Here is a 12,669-nt window from a genome sequence, read left to right on the forward strand (position 1 = left end):
CGGCCTGTCGATCCCAGGCAAACCTCCGGCGGCGGAGGCAGACTGAACCGGCACCGGGACCAGAGAGGAAGCAGCCGTGATCGATCGAGCCGGGCTCGCCGGGTTCCTGCGCCGTCGCCGCGAGTCGCTCCAGCCCGAAGACGTCGGGCTCCCGCGCGGGCAACGGCGCAGAACCGCCGGCCTGCGCCGCGAAGAGGTCGCCACGCTCTGTCACATTTCCACCGACTACTACAGCAGGCTGGAGCGGGAACGCGGACCTCACCCGTCCGAGCAGATGATCGCCTCGATCGCGCAGGGCCTCCATCTGTCGCTCGACGAACGGGACCACCTTTTCCGGCTCGCCGGGCACAACCCGCCCGCGCGGGGCACGACCAGCGAACACATCAGCCCAGGCCTGCTCCGCATCTTCGACCGGCTCACCGACACGCCCGCCGAGATCGTCACCGAGCTCGGCGAGACGCTCCGGCAGACCCCGCTCGGTATCGCCCTCACCGGCGACACCACCCGGTACACCGGCCCGTCCCGCAGCATCGGCTACCGGTGGTTCACCGACGAGGCCACCCGGTCGCTCTACCACCCCGACGACCATCCGTTGCACACGCGCGTCTTCACCGCGGGGCTCCGCAAGATGGTCACCCTCCGCGGACCCGGTTCACGGGCGGCGCACCTCTTGGATCTCCTGCTCGACCGCAGCGAGGAATTCCGCACCGCGTGGAACGACCACGAGATCGGCGTCCACTACAACGGCGTCAAACGGTTCGTGCACCCCGAGGTCGGCGCACTGGAACTGACCTGTCAGACCCTGATCGATCCCGACCAGTCCCACCTGCTCCTCGTCTACACCGCGGTCCCCGGCAGCGAAAGCCACGAGAAGCTCCAGCTTCTCGCCGTCATCGGGCCCCGGACGCGTGAGCTCAGTGGCCGGCCAGATCCATCGTGAACAGAAGCAGCGCGAAGAACAATTGGAGTGCGGCGATACAGACGCCCGCGACGACAAGGCCGTCCAGCCGATATTGCCGGTCGGTGAACGCCGACGTCGCTCCGGCGGCCAAGGCCAGCACCGAGGCCACCTCTCCGTAGGGGAGCACCCAGGCGAGCAAGGCGAGCACGAGACAGACAGGACCGAGTACGCCTTTGACTCCGGGACGATCTCTCGCTGCCAGCCGTCGAGTCACGCGCCGATCTTCCCTCCAGCTCGTCTGGCGCACACGCTACCGCCGGGTCTCCCACCGGTGTTTCACGGCGTCGACGAAGGCGCCGAACTCCACGGTCATCGAGACCGTGCCGGGGTCGAGCATCCACTGCTGCTGCAGACCGTCCAGTACGGCGATCGTCGTGCGCACCAGCGTGGCCACCGGGGCGTCGGCCCGGATCTCCCCGGCGTTCTGTCCACTGTGGATCGCTTCGGTCAGCCACCGGGTCACCGTGGTGTAGTGCGATCGCGTCCACTCGTGCGCGGGGTGCCGCGGATCGGTGGCCTCGGCGGTCACGCGGACGAACAACCCCACCAGTTCCGGTCGCGTGGTGTTGCGGGCGACCAGCGCCTCGAGCGCCGCGAACGCGGCCCAGCTCAAGGGCATCCGGTCGCCGTCTTGCCGGAGGAAGCGGGTGTCCTCCGCGTCGCGCGCTTCGAGCACCGCCGTCAAGAGGGCGGTCTTGCTCGGAAAATGGTGCAGCAGCCCGGACTGCGAAAGCCCGGCGGTGCGGGCGACGGTGGCGATCGAGGTGCCGCGGTATCCGGTGGCGGAGAACAGTTCGGTGGCCACTCGTACGACGGCCGCCCGCGACGCCGCGCCGGCCGCTTCCCCGCGCGTGGTCGGCCTTTCGGCGGGGAGGGACATGAAGTGCTGCTCCTGGCGGTCCTGCGCTCGCGCGCCCGACGGGGTTACGAGCGCAGGGTAGTCCGCCATGGCCGGCCGGGCGCGAACCAGGCCGTTCTAGCCCGCTTGAGCCCAGAATTCCGCGAAGAGGCGCGCCGTGACGTCCGGCTTTTCCTCGTTCGGCGTGTGGCCGGTACCGGCGATGACCTCGTATCGGGCGCCGAGACGGGCCGCCATCTCGCGTTGCGCCTCCGGCGGCCACGCCGCGTCGTTTTCTCCGTGGGCCACCATGATCGGGACCCCGGTCGCCCGCAGTTCCGCCACCCGGTCCGGTTCGCCGGCGATGGCGCGGGCGATGCCGAGCAGGTTGGCCGGGTTGGTCTCGTGGATCCGGGTCCGCAGATACGTCACGACCGGTTCCGGAGCCCCGGCCGCGAAGAACGGTTCGAGGAATCGCCAGGCGCCGGCGGAACCTTCGGCGGCGATGGCGTCTTGCAGCGTCGGTCCGGCCGGACCGGTGACGGTGGAGCCGCCGGGGCCCGAGCACAGGATGGTGTAACTGCGGAAGCGGTCCGGCTCCCGGATCACCGCCGCGCGTGTGACCAGGCCGCCGAAGCTGTGCCCCGCCAGGTGGACCCGCTCGTCCGGCACGGCGGTGTCGAGGACCTCCAGCAGGCCGGTGGCGAAGGCCTCCACGGTGTAGTCGTCGGCGTCGTCCGGGCCTTCGGACAGCCATTGTCCCTGCTGGCTGTAGGTCAGGACGTCGTAACCGGAATCGGTCAGCCCGCGCAGCATCGGGACGAAGTCCTCTTTGGACCCGGTGAAGCCGGGGACGAGCACGGCGACGCCGTTGGCCGCGCCGCCGTCGGGCGTGGCCCGAACGGCGGACAGCCGGCCCGCCGTGGTGGGCACGGTGAGTGTGCGGGCATGGGAGGGAAGGGAGTACAACGGTCGCTCCTCGGGGTCAGCGGACGGATCGGATGGGCAGGAACGCGGCGGCGCCGATGAGCACGAGCAATCCGGCGACGGCGAACAGGACGTGGTACCCGGCGAGGGTGATGAGGAAGGCGGAGAAGGTCGGCGCCACCGCCTGGGGGAAGTTGGTGGCGACGTTGAGCAGTCCGAGGTCCTTGGCCGCGTCGTCGTCGCTCGGCAGCACCTGGGTCATCAGCGCGACGTCGAGGGTCATGTAGGTGCCGAACCCGAAGCCGGAGATCGCCGCGAACGCCAGCATGCCCCCGATGGTCGGGCTGAAGAGAGGAAACGCCAGGCCGACGGCGATGATCACCGAAGCGGCGATCACGAACGGCTTGCGGCGGCCGACGCGGTCCGACCACGGGCCGGTGACGAAGCTGGAGAGCACCGTGCCGACGAGCATCACCAAGGACAGTTGCCCGGTGACGGCGTTCGCGCGCTCCAGCGGGATACCCACGTGGTCGACCAGGATGTAGAGCTGGAAGTTGTAGACGGCCCAATAGCCGAGCACGAACAGCATCCGGGCGACGAAGGCCCAGGCGAAGTCGGGGTGGCGGCGCGGGCTGACCCAGAAGCCCTTCAGGAACGCCGGCCACGACCAGGCGGCACGTGGCCGTCCTTCGCTGGAGGTGTCGCGGTTTATGAGCACGAACACCAAGATGACCACGAGCACGACGGCGGCGAAGACGCTGTAGCCGATCCCGAGGTCGGTGGCGAACCGGGCGGCCAGCAGCACACCCGCGGTGGCGCCGACCATGCTGCCGACACCGACGAAGGCGGACGCCGTGCCACGCTGCCCGGCCGGCAGCCGGTCGGCCAGGATCGCCGTCATCGGGCCCTGGACGATATTGAGCGAGACCTGCACGAGGAGCCACAGCACGGCCAGCAGCGCGACCGAGCCGGCCACGGGAAGCGTCACCAGGAACACCGCGCCGAACAGCGCGCCGAGCATCATCCACGGGGTGCGGCGGCCGAACCGGCTGCGCGTGCGGTCGGACAGCGCGCCGACGATGGGCTGCACGAACAGTGTGGCGAACGCCGACACGCTGACCACCAGGCCGAGGCTGCCGACCTTTCCCGCGGGGTCGACCTCGGCGACCTGGTTCGGCAGCAGGATGCCCAGCAGGCCCGAATAGGCGAGGAAGAGGGAGAAGTTGCCGATCAAGAGCGACCCGATGAGCACGCGCCCGCGCCCTGGACCAGGGCGGGGACCGGGGACATCGTCCGGCGCGACGGTCGCGGTGTGCGGTGCTGGGTCAGGCAGTGTGGGGGCCATGGCCGCCTCCTGGACGCGAATGCCGGGCACCACTGCCACGGCGAATGCGGCGCATCACATCACGGCGACCGACCGCTTAGTCGGTCTGTATATGCGTTCGTGACCTATTAGGGTCACGTGTGTGACATCGGTTCCTACCTCGGTCTGTGCTCTGGGTGTGTCGCCAGAACTGTGGCGGGCCCGGCCATCGACGTTGCGAAAGCCACTTTCGTAACCTTCAACGTTGCGAAAGTGGCTTTCGCAACCCCGGTCAAGACCGGCCCTCAGCCTCTGTCGGGGTCGGAAAGCGTCCGGCCGGCTCAGGTGGCCTGGCGCAGCAACTGGATCAGCGCGTTGAACGAGGCGGTCATGTCCGCCTCGTCGGCGTCCAGGAGCCACTGGAACTGCATGCCGTCCATCACCGCGATCACCAGGGGCGCCACCGCTTCCGGGGTGAGGTTCCCCGGCAGGCGGTCGCCGAATTCCCGGCGCAGGGTCTCGGTCAGCGAGGCGCGGATCGTGGTGTAGCGGCGGGTGAAGAACTCGCGTGCCGGGTGGTCGCCCGTGACGCTCTCGCCGAGTAGGGCGGAGAACGTCTGGACCACGCCTGGCCTGCTCGCGTTGTATTCGACGAGGGTGGCCAGCAGGTCCAGTGGCCATGGGCCCGTCGCCTGCTCGGTGGCGCCGGCGGTGTCCCATTCGTCGCGCGCCTCGAGCAGGGCGACGAGCAGGTCCTCCTTGGTGGGGAAGTAGTGCAGGAGGCCCTGCTGGGTGATGCCGACGCGGTCGGCGACGGCGGCCAGGGAGGCGCCGCGGTAGCCGCGTTCGGCGATGACGGCCATGGCCGCCCGGAGGATTTCGTTGCGCCGGTCCGCGCGTCGCCGCCCTGGGCGGGCCGCGTCGGCGTGCCCGGCCTCGTCTGTCGCGCGCACGGGACAAGGGTAACCGGTGGCCTGTAGATAACGGAATGGAAACGAAACCTACCGACCGTCAAGTCAGTGGGTGACGATGGCCGGCACGGACGTCCTGTCGGACCGGCCGCCGGGTCACTACAGAGGGAGTCGCAGTGAACAGTCACCACGCCGATCACGGGGCCGAGATCGAGGCGGCGATCGACGCCGCCTTGCCCACGCTCGGCCTCGACGTCAAGGCGAGGCTGGTGGCGGGCCAGGGCATGTGGTCCCTGCCCGCGCTGCCGGAGATCGGCCTGCGGTCGCTGGTGATGTCCGACGGCCCGATCGGGGTCCGCGGGGTGCGATGGACCGCGGCCGATCCTTCGATCGCCCTACCGAGTCCCACCGCGATGGCGGCCACCTGGGATCCCGGACTCATCCGCCGGGCAGGCCATCTGCTGGCGCAGGAAGCACGCCGCAAGGGCGTGCACGTGCTGCTGGCGCCGACGGTCAATCTGCACCGTTCGCCCTTGGGCGGCAGGCATTTCGAGTGCTATTCCGAAGACCCGTTCCTCACCGGCGCGATCGGGACCGGGTACGTGCGCGGCGTGCAGGAAGGCGGCGTCGGAACCACCGTCAAGCATTTCGTCGCCAACGACGCCGAGACCGACCGGTTCACCGTCGACAACCTCGTCGACGAGCGCACGCTCCGCGAGCTGTACCTGACGCCGTTCGAGATGATCGTCGCCGGTGCGAAGCCGTGGGGTGTGATGGCGGCCTACAACTCGGTGAACGGCCCGACGATGACCGAGCACGACGAACTGCAGAACGGGGTCCTGCGGGGGGAGTGGGGCTTCGACGGCGCCATCGTCTCGGACTGGTTCGCCACCCGGTCCACCACGGGCGCCATCGGCGGCGGGCTCGATATCGCGATGCCCGGTCCGCACACGGTATACGGCGAAGCGTTGGCCGCGGCCGTTCGCGCCGGTGAGGTGGAAGAGTCCACAGTGGACAATGCGGTACGCCGGGTGCTGCGCCTTGCCGCGCGGACCGGCGCCTGGGACCGGGTCGCTCCGGCGGTGGCGGCGGACGAGCTGCCCGCCCCGCTCGACGGCGTGGCGATGGCGAGGGAACTCGCCGGACGGGCGTTCGTGCTCCTGCGCAATCGGGACGAGGTGCTCCCGCTGGACGCCGCCCGCCACGGCACCGTCGCCCTGATCGGCGCGGCCGCGCGGGACGCCCGGGTGCTGGGCGGCGGCTCGGCCCAGGTGTTCCCGGAGCACGTGGTGTCCCCGCTGGAAGGTCTGCGGGCAGCGCTGCCGGAGGGGGCCTTGACCTACCGTATCGGCGCCGACCCGACCGACGAGCTCAGCGTCGCGGGCAACGGTTTCGAGCTGCGCGCGGTGTGCCGGGACGCCGAGGGAACGGTGCTGGGCGAGGACACGCTGCCCCACGGCATGGTGCAGTGGTTCGGTAGCGACCTGCCCGAGGGGGTCACGCTCGACCGCCTGCGTTCGGTCGAGATCACCGGCAGGTTCACCCCGCGCGAGTCCGGGCTGCATTCGTTCGGTACCAAGGGTCTCGGCGCGTTCACCCTGTCCGTCGACGGCACGGTGCTCTTCGACGGTGTCGCGGTCGCCGACGGCCTCGACCCCTTCGAGGCGTTCTTCGCCGCCCCGGCCGAGCGAGCCAAGGCGGAGCTCGTCGCGGGAAAGACCGTCGAAGTCGGCCTGGTCTACACCGTTCCCGATCTGTCGGGGGCGCCGGTCGCGAGCATCAGCTGCGCGCTGGTGCACCGCGAGCCGCAGCTCGACGCCGACGAGCTGATCGAAGAGGCGGTGGCCGCCGCGTCGGTGTCCGACGCCGCGATCGTGGTCGTGGCGACCACCGAGCGCGTGGAGAGCGAGGGATTCGACCGCGCCGACCTGCGTCTGCCGGGCCGCCAGGACGAACTGGTGCACCGGGTGGCCGCGGTCAACCCGCGCACGATCGTCGTGGTCAACGCGGGCTCCCCGGTGGAGATGCCGTGGCGCGACGAGGTCGCAGCGGTGATGCTGAGCTGGTTCCCCGGGCAGGAGGGCGGTTCCGCGCTCGCCGACGTGCTGCTCGGCGACGCCGAACCCGGTGGCAGGCTGCCCACCACCTGGCCTGTCCGGCTGGACGACGCGCCGGTCACCCAGGTGCGCCCTCGGGACGGGAAGCTCAGCTACGACGAGGGTGTCTTCATCGGCTACCGAGCCTGGCAGCGGGGCGACGCCGAACCGGCCTACTGGTTCGGGCACGGACTCGGTTATACCGACTGGTCCTATGAGGACGCCCGTGTCGTCGAACCGGACACTGTGGACGGTGACGTGCGGGTCATGGTGACCGTGCGCAACTCCGGCATCCGCGACGGCCGCGAGGTCGTCCAGGTGTACGCCTCCCGCCCGGACAGCGCGGTGGACCGGCCGCACCGCTGGCTCGCCGGTTTCGCGACCGTGGAGTGCGCCGCCGGGGCGCGCGCCACGGTGGACATCGCCCTTCCCCAGCGGGTTTTCGCGCACTGGGACGGCGCGTGGACGGTCGAACCCGGCGAGTTCGAGCTCCACATCGGACGGTCGGCCGCCGACATCCGGCTGGTGCGTGCCATGACCCCCGGTCCGTGAAGGCCTCCTTCCCTGCCTTGAGGGTAAGGAAGGGGCCCATCGCTACCTGCTGGCAGGGACTTCGGCAGCCGGTCCTGTCGCCGGGGTCTCCCACGGTCTGGACGTCCTGCTTGTCCTTACCTCTCGATGGATCTCCCCGGAAAGGAAACCTTCCATGAAAACACGTTCGGCTCTCAAGGCCGGTGCCCTGCTGGCGGCCACCGCCACCGTGGTGCTCACCGGCGCCTCGGGTGCGGTGGGCGCGCCCGCGGCGCCGCTGGCCGGGATGCGCGTCCTGCTCGGCAACGACGATTCGATGCAGGCCGCGCGGCCGGACGGCGCCGACGGCATCGGCCTGTACGACTTGCGGAAACGTCTCTGCGCCGCGGGGGCCGACGTGGTCGTGGTCGCGCCGTGGGCGTACATGAGCGGCGCGAGCGGAGCGGTGACCACCGGTGGCACCGTCTCCGCGCAGCGGCGCACCGCGATGCCCGCCGGATACCAGCAGGACTGTGGGGGAGCGCCCGGCGCGGGCGCGGTGTTCGGCCTGTGCCGGGGAGCTTCGCCGTGCACGCCGGCCTCGCCTTCGGCCACCCCGGCCGACACGGTGAAGTTCGCGCTGCGCGGTGGGCTCGGTCATCTGGTGGGCTGGCGCGAAGCGCCCGACGTCGTGGTGACCGGGATCAACTCGGGGCCGAACGTCAGCTCGGCGGTCAACGACTCGGGCACCGTGGGCGCCGCGATCGCCGCGCTCGACGGCGAGGTCCCGGCGGTGGCGTTCAGCGGGATGGTCGGGGACGGGCTGGTGGTCGGCCGGAAGACCTACGAGGCCGCGGCCGAGTTCGGTGCCCGCCTCCTGACCCGGCTGCGGCAACGCGACCTGCTGTCCCCGCGGTTCGCGCTGAACGTGAACTACCCCGACGCGGCGCGAGGCAAGGCGAGCCGGGTGTCCTGGACCAGCATGGGCACCGGCCCGCTCGGCGTCGCCACCTTCACCCCGGTGGACGCCGACACCTTCACCCTCGGTCTCGGTCTCTGCCCGGCGGACCGGTACTGCCTGCCCGAGACCAAACGCGATTCGGACACCGAGGCCATCCGCCGCGGCGAGGTGTCGATCACCCCGATCACGGCGGACCGGACCCTGCCGGGCCGGGACGCCGACCGGGTCCGGGCGGCCGTCACCGGCGGACGGCTGCCCGGCTGAGGGGGAGCTGCCCGGTCACCGATGCGTGGTGGCCGGGCAGCGCCGCCGGCGATTACAGCCCGGTGGCACGGATCCGGTCCGGGGGCCCGCCCACCACTACGACGTCCAGGTCCGGGTTCGCCCGGATGCCGCCGACGACCACCGACGGGTCGATGAGTCCTTCGGTGTGCACGTGATCGTCGGTCGGCACCCCGGTCACGTCGAAGAACGGCTCGAAGATGTCGGAGGTGAGCAGCCCGAGCAGCTGGGTGTTGTGCGCCGTGACGGCGAAGCTGTGCACGGCCCCGGCCGGCGCGTGCAGGAAGTCGCCGGGCGTCAGCAGGATCTCCTCGCCGTTGACCCACAGCCAGATCCGGCCGGAGAGACAGAGGAAGTTCTCGGTGTGCCGCCGGTGGAAATGCCGGATGACGTACGGCTGCGGCGCGGCGAGGGTGTTGACCGCGAAATAGCGGCCGCCGGTGTTGCGGCCGCGGGCCAGGAAAGAGTTGACCGCGTCCGGCCATCCCCGCCGTTCCCCGGTGCGGGAGCGCAGGAAATAGCCCTCGGTTCCCCCGGGCAGGGTGTCGTCCCATTCGGTGCTCGGGGCCACGAGGGGAAGGTCGTGCCGCGTCGCCTTCGACGGCGCTTCGCCGGTGACCGTGGCGCCCGCGGCGTAGAGGTGCCGCTCGACCTTCGCCGCCTCGGAGAGCCCGTCCAGAGCGCCGCCGGGGGCGGAGTACTGCAGCACCTTCGTCAAATGGCTCAGCATGCGGCAGGCCACCGGGGTTCCCGGCGGGACGTGCACGGAGTCACCGGGAACCAGCACCCGGCTCTCGCCCGGCAGCCAGAACTGAGCGCTGCCCTCGAAGACGTAGAACGAACGCTGGTGCTCGGTGAAGCTGTGGAACGGGATTTCCGCCCCCCGCGGGCCGAGCACGAACGCCGCGTCGAACAGGCCGCCGGTGTCGCGAGTCCGGGCGATGACCGTCCACAACAGACCGCCGGTCTCGAACCGCAGGCCCTCGCCGCTCGCCAGGTAGTAGGGGACCGGTTCGCCGGGTAGGGCGCCGACCACGGGCACGACTCCGTGCATGGTCTCCGGATCGGGAGTGGTCACCGGTTTTCTTCTGTCATGAGGTGCTTTCGGAAGAAGTCGTGGATGTCGGAGAAGCCGAACGCGGCCTGTTCGCCCTCCGCCGCCAGCCTGCCGTCGTCCATCACCCGGCCGAGTGCGACGTCGAGACGGCCGGGAGGATTGAGGAAACCGTGCCGGTAGCCGTCGAGGAGGTGCAGCTCGCTCGGCACACTGGCGGCCACGAGCGCGGCGTGCAGGCGTTCGCTCTGCCGATGGGACACCAGCACGTCGGCGGTGCCGTGGGAGATTTGGAACGGCGGTGCGCCGGGGCTGATCCAGGTGAGCGGGCTCGCCAGCCGGGCCTGCTCCGGCAGCCGCGCGGGATGCCCACCGAGCAGCCGTGCCTCCGGAGTGGACTTCGCGTCGAGCCCAGGGCGGGCCGTCTCCGCGTCGGCGACGACCTCGGCGAGATCGACCGGGGGATAGGACACCGCCACCGCTTTTACCGGTACGGCACCGCTTTCCCGCTCACCCGGTACCTCGGCGAGGTGCCCGGTGAGCCCGGCGAGCGCGGCCAGATGACCACCGGCCGACGCGCCCCAGAGCCCGACGGCCCCGGGGCGCAGACCATAGGGCCCGGCATGCGCGGTCAGAAACCGGACGGCGGCGCGCACGTCGTGCAACTGGGCGGGGAACAACGCCTGCGACGAGAGCCGGTATTCGATACTCGCCATCGCGCAGCCGGTGGCCACGGCATGCCTTGCGAGGTCGGGTGCCAGCGTCCGGTCACCGGCGAACCAGCCGCCGCCGTGCAGCCACAGCACCACCGGGACCGTGCCGACGGTGACCGGGCGGTACAGGTCGAGCAGCAGGTCCCCGGTGTCCCGCCGGGCGAAGACGACGTCGGCCTCTACGCGGATCGTTTCGGACGGGGGCGTGGAGCGAGATGCCATGTCCGCAAGCTTCGTCGGCCGCGCCACGACATACCAGCGCGATCATCCGCACGATCGTTCGGCGGATCCGGATGATCAGCCTGGCGCGTCACCGAGTTCGACGGCGATCCGGACGAACCGCTCCAGCGCGCCGGAGCGGCGTTCCCGGCGCAGGTACAGGTACGTCGTGGCCGGCGGGGAGTCCTCGATGGGCACGAACGTCAAGCCAGGCCGCGCGTAGGTTTCGGGCGCGGATTCCCCGGCCACGTTGACGCCTTGCCCGGCGCCGCACAATTCGAGCACCTCTTCGAAGTTCCTGGCGATCGGCAGCAATGTGGGCGTGATGCCGGCCTCGGTGAGTGGCGAAGACCAGTGCCGCGCGGCCGTCTCGTCCTCGACGGACACGAAGGTCTCGCCGTCCAGATCGGCCAGCCGTACCGAGTCCCGCGCGGCGAGCGGATGCCGGTCGGGTACCACCAGCACGCACCGTTCTTCCCACAACGGCAACGATTCGAACGCGGGCGACGGATTCCGGCCGAGTTCGGCGACGAACGCACAGTCCACCTCGCCGCCGGCGAGCGCGTCGTGACAGCCGAGGAAACCGAGCTGCCTGATCTGCCACCGGACCTGCGGCAGTTCGTCCGCGACCGCCGCCATGATCCGGCGGAACCTCGGGCTGGAGACCATCAGGCCGACCCGGACGCCCGGCTCGTCGGCCGTCTTTCGTGCCCAGGCCAGGACCTCGTCCATGGCCGCGATGGCCTCCCGTGCCCGCGGCTCCAGCTCCCGGCCGTGTTCGGTCGGTTCGACGCTGCGGGAGGTGCGCTGGAACAACGTGCGGGCCAGCCGTCGTTCGAGCGCGGCGATCTGCTCGCTCACCGCGGACGAACTCAGGTGCAGCCGGGCGGCGGCGCGGCCGAAATGACGCTCCTCCGCCACGGCCAGGAAGCACCGGAGGTGATGAATCGTGAGGTTCATGGCTGTCCGCAGGTCAGCAGGCGGTCCTCCCGAAGGTGATCGTAGAGCGGGCAAGGTCATCCATTCGGTGCCCGGCAGGTCCTGAGGTAGCTGAGGAACGAAGCCTGCAGGCCGGTCACGTGCGTTTCGCGCAGGACCGCGCTGGTGACGGCTTCGCCGCGTGCGGTGAGGCGGTGCAGGAGAGTCGCCGTGTTCTTCGTGAGGCTCTGGTAGATGGCCAGGTCTCCGAGCAACTCTTGCTCGTTGAGGGTCACGTGGAGTCTGGCGGCCTGCTCACCCAGCTCTTGGAGCCGGGCGAAGACCTGACTGTCTTCACTGGCGACGCCGGGACTGCCCGCACCGATGCTCTCGAAGAGAGTGCAACCGGTGAGCCAGGTGTAGAGGCTGAACAGGCCGCCGTAGGAGTAGCCGAAAAGGCCGTGACCGCTCGTGGCGGTGCCGTAGTCGCGTTCGATCCGCGGGTGCAGTTCCGTGGTGAGGAAGTTCAAGAACGCGTCGGCGTGGGTGTCGCGTAGTTCGGCGAGGTAGGCGTCGGATTCCTCTCGGGTCCTCGCGCGCATTCGAACCCCCAACTCCACGGCGTCGACGAGCTCCTTGGCGATGGGCTCGCCGGGTGGCACGAGGTCCCTGTTGCGCAGCCGATCCCAGTGCTGTGCGTCTTCACCCGCGTAGCCGACGCTGACCTGGATGTAGGGCTGGATCCGCTGCATGGGGTCCGCCTGGGTGACGATGAGCGGAGCCGTCTGGCCCACGGCCCAGTTGCCGTCGAGCACGTACACGGCGGGCGCTCGCGTCGTGGCGGGGTCGTAGCCCGGGGGAGTGGTGACCCAGACGCCGTAGTCGTGCCCTCCGCTCGAACGCAGCTCGAAATAGTCGGTGTCGGCAAGGCAGCCCTGCCACATGGTGCTCATCGAAGGCCCTTCACATTCAACGC

Annotated in this window: 12 protein-coding genes; 3 read left to right on the top strand and 9 right to left on the bottom strand. The window is 70.4% G+C overall.

All coding sequences use genetic code 11. The features are described 5' to 3' along the window. The first annotated feature begins 76 nt into the window (after positions 1-76). Positions 77-940 carry a helix-turn-helix transcriptional regulator gene (locus NQK81_RS43300; protein ID WP_257486131.1) on the top strand — a complete coding sequence of 288 codons (864 nt, stop codon included), beginning with the start codon at positions 77-79 and terminating at the stop codon, positions 938-940. Here NQK81_RS43300 and NQK81_RS43305 read toward each other — a convergent pair. The 5 genes from NQK81_RS43305 to NQK81_RS43325 form a co-directional block, all read right to left on the bottom strand. Beyond that, positions 915-1,109 carry a hypothetical protein gene (locus NQK81_RS43305; protein ID WP_192741939.1) on the bottom strand — a complete coding sequence of 65 codons (195 nt, stop codon included), beginning with the start codon at positions 1,107-1,109 and terminating at the stop codon, positions 915-917. The genes NQK81_RS43300 and NQK81_RS43305 overlap by 26 nt on opposite strands. Positions 1,110-1,211: 102 nt before the next feature. Further along, complete coding sequence (locus NQK81_RS43310; protein WP_257486132.1) at positions 1,212-1,841, bottom strand: TetR/AcrR family transcriptional regulator; 630 nt, start codon at positions 1,839-1,841, stop codon at positions 1,212-1,214. A 96-nt stretch (positions 1,842-1,937) separates the two neighbouring features. After that, on the bottom strand, positions 1,938-2,768 hold the full coding sequence (locus NQK81_RS43315) for an alpha/beta fold hydrolase (RefSeq protein ID WP_257486133.1): 831 nt from the start codon (positions 2,766-2,768) through the stop codon (positions 1,938-1,940). Positions 2,769-2,784: 16 nt separating this feature from the next. Further along, positions 2,785-4,071 carry an MFS transporter gene (locus tag NQK81_RS43320; protein ID WP_257486134.1) on the bottom strand — a complete coding sequence of 429 codons (1,287 nt, stop codon included), beginning with the start codon at positions 4,069-4,071 and terminating at the stop codon, positions 2,785-2,787. A 299-nt stretch (positions 4,072-4,370) separates the two neighbouring features. Continuing rightward, a complete protein-coding gene (locus NQK81_RS43325) occupies positions 4,371-4,982 on the bottom strand; it encodes a TetR/AcrR family transcriptional regulator (protein WP_257486135.1) in 612 nt (203 codons plus the stop codon). Positions 4,983-5,116: 134 nt separating this feature from the next. Between NQK81_RS43325 and NQK81_RS43330 the strand changes: the two genes are divergently transcribed. Together NQK81_RS43330 and surE are read left to right on the top strand one after the other, a co-directional pair. Then, positions 5,117-7,588 carry a beta-glucosidase H gene (locus NQK81_RS43330; RefSeq protein ID WP_257486136.1) on the top strand — a complete coding sequence of 824 codons (2,472 nt, stop codon included), beginning with the start codon at positions 5,117-5,119 and terminating at the stop codon, positions 7,586-7,588. Positions 7,589-7,742: 154 nt separating this feature from the next. Further along, positions 7,743-8,771 (top strand): 5'/3'-nucleotidase SurE, encoded by a 1,029-nt coding sequence (gene surE, locus NQK81_RS43335; protein ID WP_257486137.1) that lies wholly within the window; start codon positions 7,743-7,745, stop codon positions 8,769-8,771. 52 nt (positions 8,772-8,823) lie between these two features. Here surE and NQK81_RS43340 read toward each other — a convergent pair whose 3' ends face one another. The 4 genes from NQK81_RS43340 to NQK81_RS43355 all read right to left on the bottom strand — a co-directional run bounded on the left by NQK81_RS43340 (position 8,824) and on the right by NQK81_RS43355 (position 12,646). Continuing rightward, positions 8,824-9,867 carry a quercetin 2,3-dioxygenase gene (locus NQK81_RS43340; protein ID WP_257486138.1) on the bottom strand — a complete coding sequence of 348 codons (1,044 nt, stop codon included), beginning with the start codon at positions 9,865-9,867 and terminating at the stop codon, positions 8,824-8,826. Next, entirely contained in the window at positions 9,864-10,778 is a 915-nt protein-coding gene (locus NQK81_RS43345; protein ID WP_257486139.1) for an alpha/beta hydrolase, read from the bottom strand. Before NQK81_RS43345 ends, NQK81_RS43340 begins: the two co-directional genes overlap by 4 nt. A gap of 75 nt (positions 10,779-10,853) precedes the next feature. Continuing rightward, positions 10,854-11,735 (bottom strand): LysR family transcriptional regulator, encoded by an 882-nt coding sequence (locus NQK81_RS43350; RefSeq protein WP_257486140.1) that lies wholly within the window; start codon positions 11,733-11,735, stop codon positions 10,854-10,856. Positions 11,736-11,791: 56 nt separating this feature from the next. Next, on the bottom strand, positions 11,792-12,646 hold the full coding sequence (locus NQK81_RS43355) for an alpha/beta hydrolase (protein ID WP_257486141.1): 855 nt from the start codon (positions 12,644-12,646) through the stop codon (positions 11,792-11,794). Positions 12,647-12,669: the final 23 nt, after the last annotated feature.

Origin of the sequence: Amycolatopsis roodepoortensis (assembly GCF_024628825.1) — a bacterium.
Taxonomy (GTDB): Bacteria; Actinomycetota; Actinomycetes; order Mycobacteriales; family Pseudonocardiaceae; genus Amycolatopsis; species Amycolatopsis roodepoortensis.

Coding starts and splice junctions, on each gene's coding strand:
- NQK81_RS43310 (WP_257486132.1), bottom strand. CDS start 1,841: ATGTCCCTCCCCGCCGAAAGGCCGACCACGCGCGGGGAAGCGGCCGGC.
- NQK81_RS43320 (WP_257486134.1), bottom strand. CDS start 4,071: ATGGCCCCCACACTGCCTGACCCAGCACCGCACACCGCGACCGTCGCG.
- surE (WP_257486137.1), top strand. CDS start 7,743: ATGAAAACACGTTCGGCTCTCAAGGCCGGTGCCCTGCTGGCGGCCACC.
- NQK81_RS43345 (WP_257486139.1), bottom strand. CDS start 10,778: ATGGCATCTCGCTCCACGCCCCCGTCCGAAACGATCCGCGTAGAGGCC.
- NQK81_RS43350 (WP_257486140.1), bottom strand. CDS start 11,735: ATGAACCTCACGATTCATCACCTCCGGTGCTTCCTGGCCGTGGCGGAG.
- NQK81_RS43355 (WP_257486141.1), bottom strand. CDS start 12,646: ATGAGCACCATGTGGCAGGGCTGCCTTGCCGACACCGACTATTTCGAG.